Here is a 20,493-nt window from a genome sequence, read left to right as displayed (position 1 = left end):
TGAGTATTATAGGAAAGCTAATATTTACAATGATATAGCATTATTTTCACCTCATCTGTCGTCTACTTGTCGGTTTTGTTAGCAACGAGATCCTGTTACTCTTTAGCCCAAAATATTAAAGGGATAGGGACATGAAAAGGCTACTTCTGACGTTTGGGGTGATCATTCTCACGGGGTGCGTCAACCCCTACACTTATAGAGAAGATCAAGAGATTGTTGCGACTTTTACGACAAATAAAGGGGTTCAGGATACTCAGGAGTGTATCTTGGTTGCCTGGCAACGCACCTTGGTTGGGTACGATGTTTCATCACAGAAAACAGGAAAGTACTACAGCGTTCTTTCAGGGGTAGATAATGCAGATGTTTACAGTGATGGCGACGTAACCAAGATTGATTTCTACTCGCTGAGAGGTTCAATGGATCCATGGCGAGGAGTAAAGATACGAACAGAAGGGATAAAATCCTGCCTATAACCACCTTCGGGTGGTTTTTTTACGCCTGGAGAAAAGCATGGGTGACATTGCATCACTTTCCCTGCGCGTCGATACCGGCGATTTGCAGCGGGGTAACAATGAGCTGGATAAGTTCCAGCAAAAAGCTACCGTGGCGGCTGGTGTTGCGGATGGTTTCAACGCGTCCGGCAAAAATACGGCGAAGGTATCAAAGGAAATCGCGCAAGAAATTGAAGATACCCATCGCCGTGTTGCTGAATACGCTGCTAGCCTAAATAAAGCCCAATCAGAAGCGAAGGGCAATGCTCAGGCGACAGCGCAGCAACGGCAAGAATTGCGAGATTTACTGACGCAGATTAACCCGGTTACAGCGGCATTCGAACGGCTTGATAACATGGAAAGCCAGTTATCGAAATTCAACGCAAAAGGGATTATTGATCCAGAATCCTTTGCCGAGGCTTCGCGCACTATCCAGCAGACCCGCGTTCAACTGGAGCGGGCAGCCACAGCCAGAACGGAGGAAGGGAAAGCCGCCGCCGCCGCCGCGCAGCAGGAGCGAGCGTCTACTGCCGCCAAGGACGCATTATTATCAAAACTCCGCGAGCAGACCACGCTTTATAAGGCGTCTGCATCAGAAGTTGCTGCATATCGAGCTGCGCAGCTTGGGATCGCTCAGGAGGCCGCGCCACTAATTGCCGCGATGCGCCAGCAGGAGGAAGCCACCCGGCGTGAAGCCGAACAGAAACGAGCTGCGGCGATCGCCTCAAGGGGGTTGAAAGAAGCCCTCAAAGAGCAGGAAGCCGCAGAGCGATCTCAGGCTTTAGAAACCCGGCGCGCTGAATCAACGCGTAAATCCTTTATTGATTCGTTCCAAGATCAAGTAAGCGCCATCGGTAAAACGCGTACCCAGTTACTGGAGCTAAAAGCGGCAAAGCTGGGGGTAACGGCAGAGTCAGCTCCGCTTATTGCCAAACTGCGTGAGCAAGATAATCAATGGAAGGTAGGCACGATCTCCGCTAGGCAATACCGGCAGGCGCTAAGGATGCTACCTGCGCAATTCACTGATATCTTCACCTCTATAGCTGGTGGGATGCCACTGTGGCTGGTTTTGTTTCAACAGGGCGGACAGATTAGTGACTCATTCGGTGGATTAGGCGGGATCTTCCGATACATCAAGGAAGAATTGCTTGGCATGAAAGGGGCCACGGATGAATCTAACGATTCCCTTTCTGAAAGTGCAAACTCCCTCGCTGATAACGCCCAAAATGCTCGCGGTCTTGCCAGCATTCTGACCCCTGCAAGGCTGGGAATGATAGGACTTGCGGGGGCAGGTGCATTGGTTGCGTATCATTTTTACAAGGCTGCAGATCGAGCAGAGCAGCTACGTAAATCGCTGGCAATGACAAACAGCTATTCAGGGCTAACTGCCAGTTCTTTGTCGAAGACTATTGCGGCTGCCCATGACTCCGGTCTTACTTACGCGGAAGCATCTGAGGCTCTCAAAAGCTTGATTGATGCCGGTATGTCTGCGGGGGCCAACTTCGACAAGTTGACCGTAACGATTTCCAACTTTGCGGATAAATCCGGTGTCGCGCTTGATGAGTTAGCAAAGGATTTTGTTTCCATTGCGAACGACCCAAGCAAAGGGATCCTCGCCCTTAATGAGAAATATCACTTTCTGACGGCTGTTCAATATCAGCACATTGCTGCTTTGCAGGAGGAAGGGAAGTATACGGAAGCCTTGGCCGCCGCCAATCAGGCAGCCGTTGATGGAATGGATCGGGCTGCGGACAGGATGAAAGAGTCTCTCGGCACGGTATCCAGCATCATGGAAGGCCTTAAGGACATGGCCAAAGGCATGTGGGATGCCATTGAGGGGATTGGCAGGGAGCCAACGCAGGGGGAAGCGCTTAAATCTCTCATCTCTCGTCGTGACAGTATTCAGGCGCAAGTCGATAACTCAGAACGGACCGGCTATAACCAGAAGAATGGAAAGCTGGATAAGTGGCGGGCTGAACTGAGTGTTCTCAATGCGCAGGTTAGCGCCCAGACACTTTTGTCTGATATGCAGGTCATAGCAGATAAAACCGCAAGCGAAGCGCAGGCGCAGCACAACCAAAACCTTAAAGATGCCATCGACCTGCAGCAAGGGTTAAATCAGGGACTGAAAAACTCTGAGAAGCGTGAGAGGGCGATCAATGAGCTGAATCGGCAGCGTATTCGCATGAACCAAGCTGCTGCAGCTGATCCCAAAAATAATTTGGGTATGTCTGATGCTGATTACCAGAAGCGCCTGGCCAATATAAACAACCAGTTCAAAGATCCGAAAACTCCAAAAGGGCCAAAATTTGTTCCTTCGTCCGGGGATAGTGCCGAGGATTCAGCCCAAGCCGACCTTTTAGCGCTCAAGTCTCAGTTAGTGGTGTTGCGCCAACATGTCGATTTGAACGACAAAATTAGCCAGCAACGCAAGGATTTATGGAAAGCCCAGGCGAACTTCATTGTTCTGGAAAAGGCCGCTGAAGAGCGCCAGTTATCCGCGAAAGAAAAATCGCTACTGGCAAGCAAAGATGCGATTTTGGCCAGCAAGGACAAACTGGCGATTGTAGGCGATGAGGTTGCCCAGCAAGAGCGCCTGAACAAGCTGCAAGACGCATCTACCAAGTATGTCATCCAGATGAGTGAAAAGCGGCAGGCACTGAGGGACAGTGCGGGCTTAAGTAGCCGAATGGGGCAAAGGGAGAACTCCTACGCTCAGTTGCGCCAAGGATGGCGTGCGCAAGGAGGCGATCTGAAAGATCAGGGATATCAAGACCAGGTCAAAGCGTTAAAGGACTACTACGCGGAAGAGGATGCTTTGCGGAGTAATTGGAAGGCGGGTGCGCAGAAAGGGTGGAACGATTACCTGGATTCGGCGACAAACGTCTATGCGTCAATTTCGAGTGTTGCCGGTGCGGCGCTTTCTGGCGTCTCGGATATGCTGACCAGCTTGGTAACTACCGGCAAGGCATCATTCAAGGATTTCACGACATCAATCCTGAAAATGATCATCGATATCATCAATAAGTTATTGGTGGCCTATGCGGTGCAGGCAATGATGGGTTGGATTGGTCAAACTGGTGGCACTGTTGCTAACGGGCAAACAGTCGCAATGCCGCCAAAAAACATATCAACCGGAAAATATGATACAGGTGGCTATACCGGCGATGGCGGTAAGTACGAACCTGCTGGTGTTGTGCATCGTGGCGAGTTCGTGATGACCAAAGAGGCCACGCAGCGTATTGGCGTTGATAATCTGTATGCAATGATGCGAGGTTATGCCACCGGGGGATTCGTCGGAAACACCCTTGCTGATTCCGCGCCGATGCACGGATTATGTGGTTCGGAAGGAGCTCAGTTAACGATCAACGCCCCGATAACTGTGAATCAGCAAGGGCAGCAACAGGACCGATCAGGAAACGGTGACGCTGTAGCCAAGGCTTATCAGCAGGTGATCGACACATCAGTTAGGGAGGGGATTGCGAGAGAGCTTCGGCCTGGCGGCCAGATTTGGTATGCGCAGAATCATAGGTAAGTATTAGTAATGGACTGCCTGCACATCCTCTGCAAGTGGTGATAGGATGTTGCAACTTGCTTCAAAAAGGAATTTCCCCAATGAAAACTCTAGGTTATGTTGCTTTAGTGGTTGGTGTTATTTGGTTATTGGTGGCGTTTAATTTGGACACCAGTGTATCCACCGGCTACGGCACCACTCGCGTGAATAATATTGGCCTAATGGCTTCAAAGCAAAATCATATTGTATTCGGTGCGTTTATCACCCTTTGCGGGTTGCTGATGGCGATTTTTGGTAAGCGTTCGACTGCGACGGTCAAGTGTCCGTTTTGCGCCGAATCGATTAACCCCGAGGCGATTAAGTGTAAGCATTGCGGGAGTGATGTTGGTTCCTTAAAAGCTGGAGGTGCTGCCGAGGGAGTGAAAACTCTTGCTGCTAGCGACTTTGTTACAAAAGACCAGGATGGTGACGTTGCTCTTAATTATGATAGCATTAAAGCCTTTGCTAATCAGCTACATAATGAAATGCCGAAGAACTCGGCCCTTTCCATAATGGTGACGCATGGGCCTGTGATTCGTAAGCTCAAGACTGGTCTCCCGGCAAGCCTCAGGGAAACCTTTGGGGCGGAACTTGAAGGAATGCTTAAAATCATAAAGAAGTAACCAGTGATGCCGCCAACTTCTGGCGGCATTATACGTAAAGCGCATCCTTACGCATTACCTTCAAGTGGTTCCATTGGTTACAGTCAAAGCGCTTTGGAAGGGGGGCTCCAAGGCGCATAATGCCTTTAGAGCATTTCTAATACACAAAACAAATCTCGATGCAATATATTTGTTGATATTTTTTCCAGAGGTGTTATAATCTCCTCAGCTTTAGGTTAGCGTTGGTGGGCGTCGGTTCAACTCCGACCTTGCTGGTTTTACCTCTGATTCTGGTTGTAATTTTTGTGTTTGGGTATATCAAAAATACTCTTCCAACTATCATCTCAGAAAATAAAGGGGCTCAAATGAATAAAAATTCGTATCTAGCAGTTGCAACAATGTTTGAAATGTTTTTCGTGTTTTTGTTAGGATTAGTTGTAAATTCAGTAAGTACAGGCAGCCCGCTAACCTAAGGCACCACTTTTACAACCCACTCTTATATGTGGGTTTTTTTATGCAAAAAATCCATCAAGTACCCGCTCTGGTTTTTTATGTCTAGATACAATATGGCAATAAAAACATTCGGTTGACGCGAGAAGGCTCAGCAAAAGAGCTGCATTAAACCAGCGCTATAGTTAGGGGGTAATTACATTCAGGCGCCAGTTACACACCCATGAAGTGTTGGGTTTTTGCTATCTGGCTAGTGTATCTACCCCATAGTCAAGCGGCGCGTCTAACGAGAAACAACATTAACCAACCCACTTCGGTGGGTTTTTTTATGCCTGGAGAAAACATGGCAATAGATGCTTTTACTTGGCGCACACAGGGCCAGCCAGAGGGTAGCTATAACCAGCGGGTGCGTACCGCGCAATTTGGCGATAGCTACAAACAGGTTGCCGGTGACGGCCTTCACCCTGAAGCCCAGACGTGGCCCTTATCATTCACCGGCCAAAAGGCCGAGATGAGTCCGCTGCTCGACTTTGTCCGCTCGCACACCACGAAGTCATTCGCCTGGGTGCCACCGCTCGGCGTCAAGGGGCTATATCGAGTGGTGGCTGACTCTATACGATCAATCCCTGTAGGCGGCACGGTGATTACCGTGGTTGTGACATTTGAGCAGACATTCGCACCGTAGGAGGTCGAGTGGCAATTACTAACGACGTTCAAAAGCTGGAGCCCGGAAACCGCATTAGGTTGATCGAGGTGGATGGGACAAAATTTGGTGCTGACGTTCTTCGCTTCCATAGTGAAACCATCCCTCACACCCCGACGGAGATCGATGCCGCTGGCGGCAATGAAGCAAAGCTTAAACCCAAGAGTATCTGGTGGCAGGGAAAGGAATACGGCGCTTACGCTTATGAGATTAATGGCCTGTCCTCGTCCAGTGATGGAGCCAGCGCGACGCCAAAATTAACCGTTGGGAACCTGGACGGCCTGATTACGGCTCTCTGCCTGCGGTTTGATGACATGCTACAGGCAAAAGTAACGATCCATGACACCTTTGTGCATTACCTCGATGCACGTAATTTCGCTGGCGGAAATGCCAAAGCTGATCCCTCTCAAGTGTTCAACCAGGTTTATTACATCGACAGCAAAAGCGCTGAAGACAACGAGACAATTGAGTTTACGTTGTCCGATCCGATGTCATTGCAAGGGCGGCGAATCCCAACGCGGCAGATAACTGCACTTTGCACATGGTGCATGCGCGGCCAGTATAAAACCGGCGACGGTTGCGCCTACGCGGGACAAGGTGGTTGGTTCGACAAGAAAGGCAACCGAGTTGAGGATCCCAGTAAAGATGAATGCTCTGGGTTGCTGACGGATTGCAAAAAACGGTTTGGCGAAAATAACGAACTTGATTTTGGCGGGTTCCCGGGTTCAGCGCTGGTGCGGAGGTAGCATGCGACAGAAAACTATCCAAGCGATCATGGCGCACGCCGAGGGAGTGTATCCGGCGGAATGCTGCGGGCTTATCGCCCAGAAAGGACGGGTGGAGCGCTATTTCCCGTGCAATAACCTCTCGCAAAAACCAGTCGAGCATTTTGAACTGGATCCGGTTGACTACAGCAGCGCGGAAGACTGGGGCAATATTGTTGCTATCGTGCATAGCCATACCGGTGACGGGGCCACAACACAGCCGAGCGAACTGGACATGCTGCAATGCGACATTACGGAATTGCCGTGGGTGATCGCCTCATGGCCAGAAGGCGACATCAGAACCATTCACCCACGCGGCGACCGGCCGCTTGAAGGCCGCCAGTTTGTTCTTGGTCACGCTGATTGCTGGTCGCTAATCATGGATTATTACCGGCAGCAGCACGGCATATCCCTTCCGAATTACAGTATTGACCGCCACTGGTGGGAGGAAGGCGAAAGCCGGTATATGGAAAACTGGTATGAATGCGGTTTTCGTGAGTTCTACGGCCCGACACAACCAGGCGACATGGTCATCATGCAGGTATCGGCTGCGGTGCCGAATCATGCGGGGATCCTGTTGGAAGGGAACATGCTACTTCACCACATGTATGGACAGTTAAGCCAGCGGGTGCCGTATGGCGGATATCTTCAAGAAAGAACTATAAAGATAGTTAGACACAAAGACTTCTTCATAGCGAACTGTAAAGCATAGTAATTTTTCCTCCCTTTTCTCTTTTTAAATGATAAAACACGTTAAGGTATTCATTTTCTGGAGTTACTATGGGGTTCAAAGGTAGGGTCGTCGGCTGGGTTTTAAGTGCACTTCTGGGTGTGCCATTTACTATTTACGGTATGGAGTTTATGTTTCTAAAAGTCGTGAAGCAACAAATAAATTGTATAGAGGACGTTTCTCTGTCAGTCACCACTTTAGAACCAAAGATCGGTGTCAGTATGGCAAATGATTTCAAAGAAATTCAGGACTCGTTTGATAATTGCCGAAAGAATGTTGATATGCGTAAGAGTAATATTGAGTTTATAAAGGAGGAGCACAGAAGGGCTAGTCTTCCTCTTTAGATAGGCTGATCTTTACCTGTTTAGGACACTCATCCATTTTATAAATGCAAACATCCAAATTGTTATGAAATGGATTGATGGTAAAGACTGTCACTCTTTTTTTAGGAACAGGGCGTGTATCGACTGATAAACTTGACAGTTGTCTTTGGATGGAAGTATGAATGAAAATCATGAGCCAATCAGAAAAATAAAGCTTGGCGGCATTCTTGGTAAAAAATTCGTCAAAGAATTTCACTACCGCGCCCGCGATATTCCTCACGCAATTAGAGCACTCAAAGGACAATTTCCCGGTTTTGAGCGCTTCATGAACGAGGCGCAGCTACGGGGGCTAACTTTTGCTGTTTTCGTTGGGAGTAAGAACGTCAGCGAGGAAGAGGTCGACATGACGAAAGGCGTAGATGATATAAGGATCATTCCTGTCATCATAGGTAGCAAGCGCGGGGGGATGTTCCAGACCATCCTCGGTGCAGCCCTTATAGCCGCGTCATTTATACCATTTTTGGCCCCAATATCCCCATACCTGATGATGGTCGGCGCATCAATGCTGATGGGGGGCGTGGTACAAATGCTATCCCCGCAACCCGGCGGTCTTTCGGTCGGCCAGGAGGCCGATAACAAACCCTCTTACGCCTTTGGTGGGCCGGTCAACTCGACAGTCCAGGGCAATCCTGTAGGTGTGCTTTACGGGGAAAGAGAGATCGGAGGTGCGATTATATCAGCAGGGATCTACGCCGAAGAACAGCAGTAACTTTTCTGGGTTAAAACTGGCTCGCCTTGGCGGGCCTTTTTCATGGAAAAAAACATGACCGAAGTTATCCAAGGCCGAAAAGGCCCCAGTCAACCGCACGTGCCGGTAGAGTCACCCGATAGCGTCCAATCCACGGCAAAAGCCAAGTTGCTCTTGGCGCTGGGAGAGGGCGAGTTTGCGGGGGGACTGGATGCGCAAAACATATTTCTCGATGGCACGCCGGTAATGTCGCCAGATGGAACCCTAAACTATCCCGGTTTTGAATGGGATTTTCGCCCTGGTACACAGATGCAAAGCTATATCCAGGGTGTGCCAGGGGCAGAAAATGAGATTTCTGTAGGTGTCGTTCTAAAGGCAGCGCAACCATGGGTGAGAGCGATCAGCAACACCCAATTATCAGCGGCAAGGGTTCGCGTTGAGTGGCAAAGCCTGGTTAAGCAGGAGGATAACGGTGATCGTGTAGGTACGCGGGTTGATTATGCTATCGATCTATCTACTGACGGCGGTGCATATCAAACCGTTCTGAATGGTGTGATAAACGATAAAACCACTTCGTTATATGAACGTAGCCATCGTGTGAATCTGCCTGCGGCCACTACCGGTTGGCAAATTCGACTGCGCAGGATCACTCCTGACTCGACCACTGACAAAGTGGCGGATCAGATGAAGGTCATGGCCATCACGGAAGTGATCGACGCCAAACTACGCTATCCCAATACTGCCTTGCTATTTGTATCGCTCGATGCGAAGCAATTCCCGAGCATCCCCCGTATCAGCTGCAAGCCTAAAGGGCGCATTATCCGCGTGCCAACGACTTATAACCCGGAGACGAGGACATACAACGGCACATGGGATGGCAGTTTCAAGTGGGCCTACTCAAACAATCCAGCCTGGGTGTTTTACGACATTTTGTTGAGTAAGCGGTTCGGACTTGGCGATCGGTTGGACGCAACTCAGGTTGATGAGGTGGAGTTATATCGCATTGCGCAGCATTGTGATCAGCGGGTGCCTGACGGGCGCGGCGGCAGCGGAACCGAGCCGCGATTTGTTTGTGACATCTATATTCAGTCGCAAAATGAGGCATTCACGGTACTGCGGGATCTGGCTTCTATTTTCCGTGGCATGACGTACTGGGCTAATAATCAGGTTTGCGTGTTGGCTGATATGCCGCGGGATCTTGATTACACATACACCCGGGCCAACGTGGTTGATGGCAAGTTTTACTATCAAGGCGGCAGCCAGAAAAATCGTTACTCAACCGCCATGGTGAGCTGGTCGAATCCCGACAATCATTATCAGGACGAAGTTGAATCGGTCATGGAAAATGAGCTGGTTCAGCGCTACGGGGTCAACCAAACCGAAATTTCAGCGATCGGGTGCACGCGGCAAACGGAGGCAAACCGGCGCGGGCGCTGGGCGTTGCTCACGAATAGCAACGATCGCACAGTATCGTTCTCGACTGGGCTGGATGGTTATATCCCTCTGCCTGGGCGGATCATCGGCGTAGCTGATCAGATGATGGCCGGACGGGTGCTCGGTGGTCGCATATCTGCAGTTAACGGTAGGACGATAAAGCTGGATCGCGTGGCTGACGTTTCTCAAGGTGACCGGCTGATCGTCAATTTGCCGAATGGCAAGTCCCAAGCGCGTACTGTTGCCGTCGTCAATGGGGCCAACGTTACAGTCAGCACGGCTTATAGCCAAGCCCGGAGCCGGAGGCAGTATGGTCGGTTGATGCTGGCGATCTGGCTGTTCAGCAGTATCGGGTTTCAAACGTTACCGATAATGATGACGGCACATTTACCATTTCTGCTGTTTGGCATAGCCCGGACAAATACGATGCGATCGATACTGGTGCCCGGCTGGATGAGCGACCGATATCAGTGATTCCGCCAGGCGTGCAAGCGCCTCCAACCAATATTCAGGTCAGCAGCTTTACGCAGATTAACCAAGGGATCGCAATCACTACGATGCGCGCCAACTGGGATGCTGTAGATAATGCTGTGGCGTATGAAGTCGAATGGCGGCGTGACGATAGCAACTGGGTTTCAGCGGCACGCACATCGGCCCTGGGGTTCGAAGTGCAGAATATTTTTGCTGGACGATATCTAGTGCGCGTTCGAGCTATAAATGCCAGTGATGTTTCCTTTATCTGGGGAACATCAAAGGAAACCAGGCTAAACGGCAAAGAGGGAACAATACGTGGGGATTTGGCTTGAGAATTATCAGGGCAAGTTCTCAACCTGCGCAGTCTGTAGATATTATCCTCAGTAATAATGGGAGAATGGGATATCGATATCACAGCAATGATAAAGACTATAAATTCATCACAACGGGCAATACAACGTTTGATGCTAATGGTTTTGTCAAAAAAGCAAGCCCGATCGTCAAGTTGTTCGGTAACGGCGAATGTGAACTCAATGACGAGAGCCAGGGGGTGATAACTGAGCGTATTGGTACGGGCGCTTACCGTATAACAGGTGTTCTCGGTTTCAATGGTGACGGAGCCTGGGGCGGTCACGGGAACGGCATAGAGATCCCTGTGGATGACAACAAGCGGCCCCTAATTTGGATTGAGTCCAAGGTGCTTCCCGACGGCGACATTGAAATCCGCACATATCACCGTACATACGGCACAGGTCCATACTCAGCTCGGAACATCGAAGCCATGGATAGCGGTGAAGTGGACAAGAAGAAGAGGCCTATCGTTGTCGAAATGCCGGACGGTACGCCGATCGATATCCCTGCAGGCCGATTTATTGATATTCGCGTTGAGATGTCAGCAGTAGAAAATCCAGTGCAAGAGTTAGATCCGGAGCTAGAGTTGCTAATGAACGAGGCGGTCTACCTAGAGGACAGCGAAGAAATTAAACATTGTGAAGAAGTAGGCAACACAGAAGAATAAATAGAAGCCAAGGAGTAATTTCGGAGCCGGGGGAAATCCCGGTTAAACGGATAGTGCTAGCAACAGATTATTATTGAAGTTGATATCCAATAACTAACTTGACCATTATACAAAAAATCGGACTTTAATCTTACATCTTGTTATAGTAATAGACGATTATCTCACAATCACAGAGTGGAAAGGTTGATTTTTATTCAATAGTAATCTAGAAGGTATATAAGGATGCGTGATAATATACAGATTAGAGCAACGGCAATTGATATTCTTGATCATTTTCGTAATGCCGTTGACGGAGATGAAGAACTCATTCTGCATGAGTTTACGAAAAGACTTGAACTGGCATTGCTTTTAAGTCCACCTCAAAAAAATGATTTTTATTCTGAAGCTCATTATAAGCTATTACGCCTTTCTGAAATATGGTATTGTTATGAACTACTAAAACCTGTTATAACAGGGTATGGGTTTGATAAAGGAAAAGAAGAGTCTATAGAGTCAAAAAATAAAAAATGGCTAAACTCACAAAGAGTGTCAGTTTATGGTCGTATTGCAGCGGAAAAAATAAGAACTGATAATTTATTTTTAAATGTTGACTTTTCTTATAATCCTAGTGGATATGCTTCTATTTTTAATGAAGAGTATATCCATGACAAATGGCTTGGTTTCTATCTTGATGAGGTAATTGGACAGTTTTTTTTAACTGGATTTACTAATATAGCCATTAACACTGATGAGCAAGTAGATAATCTCATAAAGTATCTTGATGTTCTAACGGAACGTGCGTCCGGAGAGCAAAGAAAATTTCTCGCAAGAGGATTTAATAAACTTCTTGGGAATAGTTCTGCCAGCCTTGAGTCAAAAGATATACTTTCTTTAGTATATGCGATGCGCTGTAATTATGTTCATGCAGGCGAACTACCTGATAGTTACGGAGTCGATATTGAATATAAAATAAGCATGATAGATATGTGTACTGAATTTTTTATTTCTTACTGTTGTCTTGTGGCTAGTTCCATTATATTTGAGCTTTATGATTCGTAGTGTGAATTTGTTATTGTTTTACACAACGTATGTGTAATTAATTTTATGGCCAGTAATATACTGGCCTAATACTTAAAGTCAATAGGTTGTAAGCTTTGTATATGCCTTTTGTACAACCTCATTATGTTCAGTAAGTTGGGCGGATAGTAATATTATGCTTTTTCTAACATACTCTAAATCTTTTTCACCCCAACGCCATAACAATAAATCAAAAAACCTACCGGCTAATGTGGTCATTTTGGCTGCATCTATTTTTACTAAATCAAAGTATTCTTTTATATCCTCGTCTAAATAACCTTTAGATAATATTCTCATAGCCTCTTTTTCGAGAATTATCCTATCCCATGCTGAATTAAGGTCACTGAATTGTTTTTCTGCCATTTTTATGACATTATCACTAAGTAAATTAATTTCTATGTGGTTTACATTTTCTTCAAGAGTTGTAATTATGGTCACCGTCCTGGATGACAGGAAAGTGAACTTTAATATATCAGATATTATTCGTTGCCTTTTATTGAATCGCTCCTCTTTTTCTCTTTCTTTTAACCATTCCCTTGCACTTTTAACACCATAACAAGCAGCTAGAGCCATGATTGTATTTGCCAGTGCAATAATAAAGTCAGCATAAGTCCCAAAGCCTGAAATATGATATTTAAATATGGCGAAGGTGATACCTGATATGCATACAATAACAACGGAAATCAGTATGGTATTAAAAATAGGTAAGCAATCAATATTTTTTTTCATCATTCTCCCTTAAAATTAATGAATGTATACGCTGCGCTTCTCCTAACTTAAGCTAAAGAAAGCTATTGTGGCAGAAGATTGCTCCCCTTGCGAAACTTTCTTTCCTTATCGATCATACCTATACCATTCACGAAAGAAATCCATCTTTCACCTGCCATTCACTACATTTATACTGTATAAAAAACCAGTATAGAGTCATGACTATGAAAATCCTGTTTCCAACAGCAACACTAGAAAAAATGTACCTGCCTCTGTTTGCCGATCGTGTGCCAGCTGGCTTCCCAAGCCCAGCGCAGGACTACGTCCATACCAGGATCGATCTTAACGAGTATTGCGTCAGCCACCCGAACGCGACTTACTTTCTCTACGCATCTGGGGAGAGCATGCTGGAGGCTGGCATTACGGATGGCTCGATGCTTGTTGTCGATCGCAGCATTGGAGCTGAACATGGTGACATCGTGATCGCCAGTGTGGGCGGAGAGTTCACCGTAAAGCGGCTATGCCTGCGGCCAGTCGCTCAGCTCGAACCGATGAACCCCAAATATCAGCCCATTCAGCTACACGATGGCGCTGACGATTTAGATATCGTCGGGGTGGTGGTGTCAACTATCACAAGGTTGAAATAATGTACGCCCTTGCTGACGTGAACAGTTTCTATACCAGTTGCGAAACCCTCTGGAGGCCAGATCTGCGTGGCAGGCCTACGGTAGTCCTATCAAACAACGACGGCTGCGTGGTTGCCCGCAGCAAAGAAGCAAAAGCCATGGGTCTCAAAATGGGGGAGCCATATTTTAAGATCAAAGAGAACTTTGAACGGGCCGGTGGCGTGGCATTTAGCTCTAATTATGAATTGTACGCTGACATGTCCCAACGAGTGATGTTTGTGCTCGAAGAGATGGCGCCCAGGGTTGAGGTTTACTCGATCGATGAGAGTTTCATGGATCTAACCGGCGTTCGAAACTGTATCGAACTTGAGGCATTTGGGCGACAGGTGCGCACTCGGGTGCTACGTGAAACAGGCCTAACCGGGGGAGTCGGCATTGGCCAAACAAAAACCTTGGCGAAGCTTGCCAATTTTGCGGCAAAAAAGTGGAGCAAAACAGGTGGAGTGGTCGATCTCTCTAACCAAGTGAGGCAGCGCAAATTGATGGAATTGGTGCCGGTGGCTGAAGTCTGGGGCATTGGCCGGCGGATCTCAAAAAAACTCAACGTCATGGGTATCGAGAACGCACTACAGTTGGCCGATGCAAGCACCACGATGATCCGCAAGCATTTCAGCGTTGTTATCGAAAGGACTGTAAGAGAATTGCGCGGTGAACCCTGCCTGGCACTTGAAGAGTTCGCTCCAACAAAGCAGCAGATAATTTGCTCACGCTCTTTTGGCGATCGCATTACTGATTACGATCAAATGCACCAGGCGATTTGCATGTACGCCACTAGGGCGGCAGAAAAACTCAGGGAGGAACGACAGTATTGCCGACACGTTACCGCCTGGATAAAAACCAGTCCGTTCGCACTGAATGAGGTGTATTACGGCAACACGGCTAGCATAAAGCTGAGCACACCAACACAGGACACCCGCGATATTATTACCGCTTCCATGCGTTGCTTGGATGTGATCTGGCAATCGGGCCGCAGGTACCAGAAAGGCGGAGTGATGTTGCAGGATTTTTTTAGCCAGGGTGTGGCACAACTTGGGTTATTCGATGAGTATCAGCCACGGCATAACAGTGAACCCCTGATGAAGGTTATCGATCAGATCAACAAATCAGGCAGAGCAAAGCTTTGGTTTGCCGGGCAGGGCGCCCAGCAGGCGTGGTCTATGAAACGCGAATTGCTCTCGCCGGCCTACACAACCAGAATTCGCGATCTGCCACATGCTCGGGTGTACTGAGTATAAACTTAGGTAGCAGGATAGGTTTACTCAAAACTGCACCACCAGGGCGGTAATTGTTAGCGGATATACAGTTATCTCCTGCCACTAAGAAACCTTGCTAGATATCATATCTTGCGAATTGCATTTTGTTGAAAAATGTAGCAAAATATTAATCTAGTTATTTTATTTTAATGTTTAATAATAGTAATTAGCCCATAAGATCTTTTTAAACCATGCTTAATGGACTTTTTACAAAAATAATAAGGATGCCATTATGCTCGAAGCAGGTGCATTATTCGCTGGTAAAGTTGTATTGCAAACTATAATTGCAGAATCAATGAAACGTATAATTGAAAAACAATGGAGGCTTCAAACGGATGAGGGGAAAAAAATATTAGAGCATTTTAAAATTGATGATGTGAGAGATAAATACGCATCAAAAATCAGAAGTAACGTTTTAACGTTTAGGAGTTTATCTCAAGGAGGGAGTAATGTAAGCCTCGAAGATGTCTACTACCCACTAACAGTAACTGTTAAAGACTCAAAAGATACCATTTTAGTAACTGACGAAACAATAATCAAACATAAAGGTATAGTGGTTATAAGCGGTAGTGCTGGGCAGGGGAAAACGACAGTTTTACGAAAGTTATTTCTTGAGGAGATTAAAGGCGGTTATAGATTTCCATTCTTCATCACATTGAGAAATATTTCTTTTAAGAATGGGATTACGTTAATAGAGATATTCATGGATCATCTTCTTGAGTTTGGAATAAAAGCAAGAGAAGAAGATGCTAGCTTATTATTACAGTCAAATAATATTGTTTTGTTCTTTGATGGCTTCGATGAGATAGCAAATAAAGAAAGAGCGCATGCGTTAGATGTTTTGAAAAGTGCGTGGTTTAGATATACATGTCCGGTAATTGTTACGACAAGGCCAAACACAGAGTTGTATAGAGAAGGTGGATTTAAGAACCTTATCGTGAATCCTCTTGCGTCCGATGATATTACTGGTATTATCCATAATTCAGTTAGAGATGAAGAAACAAGAAAGGCATTAATTAATCTGCTTAAAAAGAAAAAATTCATCTTAGAAGCTCTGATATATCCTATCCTTGTTGATATTTTCATTGTGAGTTTCTATTCAATGAAAGATACCCCAGCTACAATTGGAGACTTCTATAACGGGTTGTTCCGATCATTACTATTTAGTCACGACCAGCAAAAAAACTTTAGCCGCGAAAGAAAGTCAGGATTGGATGTAAAAGAGTTACAAGATTGTTTTAATTTATTCAGTTTAATCTCATTTTTAGAAGGTAAACAAGATTTTAACGAAAATGAGCTGGAAAAGCTTTTCATAGAAACATGCGAAACACTTGATAGAAAAGAAGGGTATAAAAATATCAAAGAGGATATAGTTGATGGTACAAATTTAATCTCATTGAATGGGTATAGATTTTATTCTTATATACATCGTTCAATTCAAGAGTATCACGCTGCATTATACATTTCCGGGCTAGATGACGTTGAAATTAATTACAAGAAACTTTCTTGCCTATCCGATTATAGTCAAATGACATTTCTAAACTTCCTAGAGTCAATTGATGATAAGAAGTTTTATTTAAATTATGTACGACCATATTTAAAATCTATTGGACTATCCGATATCATAAATCAATCAATCTATGATTTAAGTCATATTTTGAAAGAATCGCTTATTGGCTCAAGCATAACTATCTCTATATCTGAGGATACATTAAATATTTTATCGTATAGTGTCTCCCTCGGTCGAGGAATTAAGTTTTTAAGGCGACTTAATAGGGTTTCTTTTTTGAATAGCTTATTGAACGGCTCGCTTAATAATGATTCCCTTGATGCCATTGATTTAATTGATTTAAATGGCTTTGATGATTTGTTTAAAAAAGATGATTTCAAGTTGCTAGCATCACATAAGGAAACGAATGAAGTAAAGTTAAGTGATAAAATCGACGCAGAGCCAATGCACACGATCACTTATGATTTTAATATGTTAGATGTTTTTAATTATAAAGCTGATCTATTCAGATTGGAGTTTTATTATGAGGAGTTTGTAAGCATTCATTCCTCATTGATCTTATTCTATAAAAATAAAATCTTACCGAAAATTAACGCTAAAAACCCTAATGAGAAGATTAGGTCTTTGATAAAAAGGAATAATAGTGGTGAGTGAGATTATGTAATTCAAAGTTAGCCCGACATGGTGTTTTAACTTTGTTGGCATAACTGTGGTTCATTCTGGATTAGATGGCGTTATTAATACAGAGATGATTTTAAGGATGTGATCTTCTTATTTTATTAGTCGATAACATCAACAAACTACAGCGAGAAAAAACCAACACTCAAGTTCACTTAAACCTACGGATTAGGTAGGGGCCTAATCAGGTCGGCTTTGTCGTTACTGATGTTACCGACTGATTTATCCACCGGATGCCATGCGAAATCATCTGGTGGCATGTCCGCCTTAGTGGCCAGATCGTGAGTACGCTCTGTGGTTGTTTCCGGGTCCATCCATTCGCGTGCGGCGGCCGGTGGCAGAACAGAAGGGCGGCGATCGTGGAGGTCTAGTAACCCAGAATCGCTGGCTGCGGTCACGATAACAAAGCCGTCATCATCCGGGGGAATTACCTCATCGAGGTGATACCGACCAATCGCAGCAATATACCGACCGATTGGAACGTTATCTTGAGCGCTGGCTACTTCCAACTCGGAGGCCAGTACATCCAAGTAATCAGCTCTAGTTTGTACCGGGGCAAATCGACCGCACATTTGTGATATTCCCACGCCAAATTTTTAGTATAGAGGCCTGTGGGAATTGGTGCCTGCAACTGCTACAGCAAACACGGCCTAGTGGATGCTGTTTTTTTGCTGCGGTGTGAATATGTTGGTGGGGTCTGGCTCGTCATCATCCAAGAATCTATAGTTCACAACATCGCCGTCTTTGAACTGGAAAACTACGCGAGCAAAATTGATGCTCTTTAAGTCGATGCCTAGCCGCTCAAAGTAAGCAGTGATTTTTTCATTGGCTTCTTCTTCTAACATGACCGGGATCCTTTTATTGGGTTCCACAAAACCTTATCTTGGCTTTTTGGTGATTTCAACAGCAATGATGTGGTGTTCGGCAATACGCAAGATTTAAGGATAAATCTTGATAGTAGGGTAGATTTATCAATGAGATATTGCTGGCTGGCTGTGTTCATAAAATTGCATGCTATTTGGCTGAGGTCGGGCGCTGCTGCACTCGTAAAATAATGGTGACTGGTCACTAAAAAGGCCTACATTTTTGCGATCTTGCAGCCGAAATTTTCCCGAATAGATCCGAAAATATACATAGGTGTATGATTTTAAAGGCAGCCGAACGAAGGTATTGGAAGGTGTTTTTTGAGGATTTCGTGATTATCTATCTGAATTTTAATGATTTTATTTTTTTGATTTATAATGAAAAGTCCTGGATGACTCGAATTTCTATACTCGGCCTTTTACAACATTACGTATTCTTTCCCCCTGGTATCAAGGTATTTGTCCGTCATTTTTACCGACTTATGCCCAAGCAATTTCATAGCAAACTCCTTTCTCCTTCTCATAAAGTCGCCCGGCCAAGCTTCGGGTCTTATGGAACGTTGGCGGCGAATCCTCAAGAACTATTCCTGCCAGATTCCTGGCCGCTACAAATTTTTTGGTCAAGCTATCAGGATTCTGTGAGCCATCCAGGCTGTTTTTCCTGATACCAGAACTGACCATAAAGCCTGTGGCACAGGCTTGCCTGCATCGTTCAATATCCAGACTGCCCGATCTGCAATGACGATGATGGCATGCTGATCTGTGGTGTTCTCGATGTTCTTTATGAGATAGACCGGCGCGCATTTGGCATGCTTCTGCTGCGCTATGTGTAGGGTTCTTCGGATCGGGCTATTGCTCGGCATTATCACGCTACAGCAAAACCACGGCTTATGGTGCGTAGAAATGGGAAGGAAAGCTACCGGGCACTATCGCATATAGCATGCCGAAGGGAGGTAGCAGAAATCCTTTGCGCAGCGAAATACCAAATCTAGCAACCGTTACAAGATGCGTTTATAAAACGTGAAAAAGAAAGGAAATGCAGGAAAATGGTGCAAACGTGTTGACTTTGATGAATCAATGAGTCAGCGTTTCGGTATACGTTGCCGTAATATGTAAGCGCATTTAGACTAAAACCCGCCAATAGTGCGGTTTTTGCGTTTCTGGAGATCAGGAAACTGAGCAGTTGTATCGTGCATGGTACAACAGTCACGAATATCACTAATCCTTTCTTCTTGAGATACTGTTCATCCAAACAGCAGTTAGAGTTAAATAACCAAAGAGGAAAGAACCATGCAAGTAGCTGAAACTCATTATCTGGATAACACTTTCACCTTCAATATCCCTCCTGTTCCATATCGTCGCCGTATTGCAGTTCCACTAATCATGGCGTTAGCTTCAGGAAAGGATGCCAAAGCATCTCATAGGCTTCTTTTTAATGGAGTTTCCGTGGCTTATGTAGAAGCTAACGCTGGGCGTATCAATGCGGTGACAGGAGTGTCGTCTTTCCCCAATGGCAGTGTGATGCCATCATACGGGAACTTTTTCCTACCTGAGTCAGATTGCGATAGCTGGTTTGGCGTTATTGAAGCTAATCAGGCGGCTTCAATTAAGGCTGAAGCCAGTACCAGTAATGGTGGTAAAACACCTAAACACATTACCGTTCATTTGGGTGTGTGATGATGTAATTTTTGCCCCGGCATAGTTCGGTGCTTTTTCATATCTAGCGCCCGGCGTTTGCTGAGCGATACAGCAAACCAGCAAACAAAGGAGCAATTATGAGTGAGCCGACCTCTGGTAATGGGGCGGCGGTTTTCGTCCTGTATTCGAATGACTTGTCCAACTTTAAAAAAGTATGGATGTTCGCCTCCTCGTTCTTGGCCGGGATGTTCTTTGCAGAGTTCTTTGCTGACGTGATCGAGGCTTTCCTTTCCGTGTTGCCGGGAAAACATATTGAAGTAGGGGACACAATCGGGGCGTTAGTGGGTGACGCTGTTGCAGTTTGCTTTCTGATGTACCTCATCGCCAAATCTTCTGATCCGACTGCACTGGACGAAATAACCAGGTGAGGGGGAGATCGTGAATGAATACCTGCTGACGATAAACGCAATTGCTTACGGTGCAACAGCCTTCCGCCTGATGGCTTGTCGCCGAAACGGGGCAACGTATCGCCCTATGGTTACGGTCTTCGCTTGGTTGCTGATAGTGGTCAGCGCATCAGTAACGATCCGCACGCTGACTGGTGACTATCACGTAGCGAACTGGTCGGAAACCCTCATCAACGTTGCTTCATGCATCGCGGTGGTATGGGGGCCGTACGGATACCCCTTACTCAAACGTTTGACTGCCGTCACTCAGGAACGGGCACTGCAAGAACGCCGGGAACATCTGAGCCGACCAATGGTGCGCTATTAACTTAACGCCGCCTCGGCGGCTCCCTAAGCCGTAGTCC

Annotated in this window: 19 protein-coding genes and 2 pseudogenes; 17 read left to right on the top strand and 4 right to left on the bottom strand. The window is 46.0% G+C overall.

What is annotated here, in order from left to right:
* Window positions 1–131: 131 nt before the first annotated feature.
* The 11 genes and pseudogenes from KGP17_RS15155 (at window position 132) to KGP17_RS15105 (ending at window position 12,328) form a co-directional block, all read left to right on the top strand.
* Window positions 132–473: a hypothetical protein gene (locus KGP17_RS15155; protein WP_223497842.1), complete on the top strand. Its 342-nt coding sequence runs from the start codon at window positions 132–134 to the stop codon at window positions 471–473.
* A 37-nt stretch (window positions 474–510) separates the two neighbouring features.
* A complete protein-coding gene (locus KGP17_RS15150) occupies window positions 511–4,026 on the top strand; it encodes a phage tail tape measure protein (RefSeq protein ID WP_223497841.1) in 3,516 nt (1,171 codons plus the stop codon).
* A gap of 260 nt (window positions 4,027–4,286) precedes the next feature.
* Window positions 4,287–4,667: a hypothetical protein gene (locus tag KGP17_RS15145; RefSeq protein ID WP_371822204.1), complete on the top strand. Its 381-nt coding sequence runs from the start codon at window positions 4,287–4,289 to the stop codon at window positions 4,665–4,667.
* Between the two features lie 772 nt (window positions 4,668–5,439).
* Complete coding sequence (locus KGP17_RS15140) at window positions 5,440–5,781, top strand: phage tail protein (protein ID WP_223497839.1); 342 nt, start codon at window positions 5,440–5,442, stop codon at window positions 5,779–5,781.
* Window positions 5,782–5,789: 8 nt separating this feature from the next.
* Window positions 5,790–6,545: a phage minor tail protein L gene (locus KGP17_RS15135; protein WP_223497838.1), complete on the top strand. Its 756-nt coding sequence runs from the start codon at window positions 5,790–5,792 to the stop codon at window positions 6,543–6,545.
* Window position 6,546: 1 nt separating this feature from the next.
* Window positions 6,547–7,275: a C40 family peptidase gene (locus KGP17_RS15130; RefSeq protein ID WP_223497837.1), complete on the top strand. Its 729-nt coding sequence runs from the start codon at window positions 6,547–6,549 to the stop codon at window positions 7,273–7,275.
* Between the two features lie 68 nt (window positions 7,276–7,343).
* Window positions 7,344–7,637 carry a hypothetical protein gene (locus KGP17_RS15125; RefSeq protein WP_223497836.1) on the top strand — a complete coding sequence of 98 codons (294 nt, stop codon included), beginning with the start codon at window positions 7,344–7,346 and terminating at the stop codon, window positions 7,635–7,637.
* A gap of 157 nt (window positions 7,638–7,794) precedes the next feature.
* Complete coding sequence (locus KGP17_RS15120; protein ID WP_223497835.1) at window positions 7,795–8,385, top strand: tail assembly protein; 591 nt, start codon at window positions 7,795–7,797, stop codon at window positions 8,383–8,385.
* A gap of 42 nt (window positions 8,386–8,427) precedes the next feature.
* Window positions 8,428–10,580 (top strand): annotated as a pseudogene (locus KGP17_RS15115) (host specificity protein J); the annotation flags it as partial.
* Window positions 10,581–10,600: 20 nt separating this feature from the next.
* Window positions 10,601–11,290 carry a hypothetical protein gene (locus tag KGP17_RS15110; protein ID WP_223497834.1) on the top strand — a complete coding sequence of 230 codons (690 nt, stop codon included), beginning with the start codon at window positions 10,601–10,603 and terminating at the stop codon, window positions 11,288–11,290.
* Window positions 11,291–11,512: 222 nt separating this feature from the next.
* Window positions 11,513–12,328: a hypothetical protein gene (locus KGP17_RS15105; RefSeq protein WP_223497833.1), complete on the top strand. Its 816-nt coding sequence runs from the start codon at window positions 11,513–11,515 to the stop codon at window positions 12,326–12,328.
* A 78-nt stretch (window positions 12,329–12,406) separates the two neighbouring features.
* Here the strand turns inward: KGP17_RS15105 and KGP17_RS15100 are convergent, their stop codons facing one another.
* Window positions 12,407–13,078 (bottom strand): hypothetical protein, encoded by a 672-nt coding sequence (locus tag KGP17_RS15100; RefSeq protein WP_223497832.1) that lies wholly within the window; start codon window positions 13,076–13,078, stop codon window positions 12,407–12,409.
* Between the two features lie 200 nt (window positions 13,079–13,278).
* Here KGP17_RS15100 and umuD point away from each other — a divergent pair, with 200 nt between their 5' ends.
* The 3 genes from umuD (at window position 13,279) to KGP17_RS15085 (ending at window position 17,157) form a co-directional block, all read left to right on the top strand.
* Complete coding sequence (gene umuD / locus KGP17_RS15095; protein WP_223497831.1) at window positions 13,279–13,701, top strand: translesion error-prone DNA polymerase V autoproteolytic subunit; 423 nt, start codon at window positions 13,279–13,281, stop codon at window positions 13,699–13,701.
* Complete coding sequence (umuC, locus tag KGP17_RS15090; protein ID WP_223497830.1) at window positions 13,701–14,969, top strand: translesion error-prone DNA polymerase V subunit UmuC; 1,269 nt, start codon at window positions 13,701–13,703, stop codon at window positions 14,967–14,969. Before umuD ends, umuC begins: the two co-directional genes overlap by 1 nt.
* 256 nt (window positions 14,970–15,225) lie before the next feature.
* Window positions 15,226–17,157, top strand: coding sequence for an NACHT domain-containing NTPase (locus tag KGP17_RS15085; RefSeq protein WP_223497829.1), 1,932 nt, complete (start codon window positions 15,226–15,228; stop codon window positions 17,155–17,157).
* Between the two features lie 185 nt (window positions 17,158–17,342).
* On the opposite strand, the gene KGP17_RS15080 is transcribed toward KGP17_RS15085, so the two are convergent.
* From KGP17_RS15080 to KGP17_RS15070, 3 genes and pseudogenes are all read right to left on the bottom strand, one after another.
* On the bottom strand, window positions 17,343–17,711 hold the full coding sequence (locus tag KGP17_RS15080; protein WP_371822026.1) for an SOS response-associated peptidase family protein: 369 nt from the start codon (window positions 17,709–17,711) through the stop codon (window positions 17,343–17,345).
* Window positions 17,712–17,831: 120 nt separating this feature from the next.
* Complete coding sequence (locus tag KGP17_RS15075) at window positions 17,832–18,026, bottom strand: hypothetical protein (RefSeq protein WP_223497827.1); 195 nt, start codon at window positions 18,024–18,026, stop codon at window positions 17,832–17,834.
* 437 nt (window positions 18,027–18,463) lie between these two features.
* Window positions 18,464–18,761: pseudogene (locus KGP17_RS15070) on the bottom strand (tyrosine-type recombinase/integrase); the annotation flags it as partial.
* Between the two features lie 573 nt (window positions 18,762–19,334).
* Between KGP17_RS15070 and KGP17_RS15065 the strand changes: the two are divergent.
* From KGP17_RS15065 to KGP17_RS15055, 3 genes are all read left to right on the top strand, one after another.
* A complete protein-coding gene (locus tag KGP17_RS15065; RefSeq protein ID WP_037376026.1) occupies window positions 19,335–19,721 on the top strand; it encodes a hypothetical protein in 387 nt (128 codons plus the stop codon).
* 98 nt (window positions 19,722–19,819) lie between these two features.
* The gene (locus KGP17_RS15060) at window positions 19,820–20,110 is read left to right on the top strand and encodes a putative holin (protein WP_021806754.1); all 291 of its coding nucleotides are present in this window, start codon (window positions 19,820–19,822) and stop codon (window positions 20,108–20,110) included.
* A gap of 10 nt (window positions 20,111–20,120) precedes the next feature.
* A complete protein-coding gene (locus tag KGP17_RS15055) occupies window positions 20,121–20,456 on the top strand; it encodes a phage holin family protein (RefSeq protein ID WP_071784871.1) in 336 nt (111 codons plus the stop codon).
* Window positions 20,457–20,493 lie beyond the last annotated feature (37 nt).

Source organism: Serratia sp. JSRIV001 (assembly GCF_019968745.1).
Lineage (GTDB): Bacteria > Pseudomonadota > Gammaproteobacteria > Enterobacterales > Enterobacteriaceae > Chania > Chania fonticola_B.
This window is presented reverse-complemented; position numbering and strand designations above follow the sequence as displayed.

Excerpts from the sequence above, each read along its gene's own strand:
- KGP17_RS15145 (WP_371822204.1), top strand. The coding sequence starts at position 4,287 with ATGGCGATTTTTGGTAAGCGTTCGACTGCGACGGTCAAGTGTCCGTTT.
- KGP17_RS15060 (WP_021806754.1), top strand. The coding sequence starts at position 19,820 with ATGAGTGAGCCGACCTCTGGTAATGGGGCGGCGGTTTTCGTCCTGTAT.
- KGP17_RS15155 (WP_223497842.1), top strand. The coding sequence starts at position 132 with ATGAAAAGGCTACTTCTGACGTTTGGGGTGATCATTCTCACGGGGTGC.
- KGP17_RS15130 (WP_223497837.1), top strand. The coding sequence starts at position 6,547 with ATGCGACAGAAAACTATCCAAGCGATCATGGCGCACGCCGAGGGAGTG.
- umuD (WP_223497831.1), top strand. The coding sequence starts at position 13,279 with ATGAAAATCCTGTTTCCAACAGCAACACTAGAAAAAATGTACCTGCCT.
- KGP17_RS15085 (WP_223497829.1), top strand. The coding sequence starts at position 15,226 with ATGCTCGAAGCAGGTGCATTATTCGCTGGTAAAGTTGTATTGCAAACT.
- KGP17_RS15105 (WP_223497833.1), top strand. The coding sequence starts at position 11,513 with ATGCGTGATAATATACAGATTAGAGCAACGGCAATTGATATTCTTGAT.
- KGP17_RS15140 (WP_223497839.1), top strand. The coding sequence starts at position 5,440 with ATGGCAATAGATGCTTTTACTTGGCGCACACAGGGCCAGCCAGAGGGT.
- umuC (WP_223497830.1), top strand. The coding sequence starts at position 13,701 with ATGTACGCCCTTGCTGACGTGAACAGTTTCTATACCAGTTGCGAAACC.
- KGP17_RS15100 (WP_223497832.1), bottom strand. The coding sequence starts at position 13,078 with ATGATGAAAAAAAATATTGATTGCTTACCTATTTTTAATACCATACTG.
- KGP17_RS15065 (WP_037376026.1), top strand. The coding sequence starts at position 19,335 with ATGCAAGTAGCTGAAACTCATTATCTGGATAACACTTTCACCTTCAAT.
- KGP17_RS15150 (WP_223497841.1), top strand. The coding sequence starts at position 511 with ATGGGTGACATTGCATCACTTTCCCTGCGCGTCGATACCGGCGATTTG.
- KGP17_RS15125 (WP_223497836.1), top strand. The coding sequence starts at position 7,344 with ATGGGGTTCAAAGGTAGGGTCGTCGGCTGGGTTTTAAGTGCACTTCTG.
- KGP17_RS15075 (WP_223497827.1), bottom strand. The coding sequence starts at position 18,026 with ATGTTAGAAGAAGAAGCCAATGAAAAAATCACTGCTTACTTTGAGCGG.
- KGP17_RS15120 (WP_223497835.1), top strand. The coding sequence starts at position 7,795 with ATGAATGAAAATCATGAGCCAATCAGAAAAATAAAGCTTGGCGGCATT.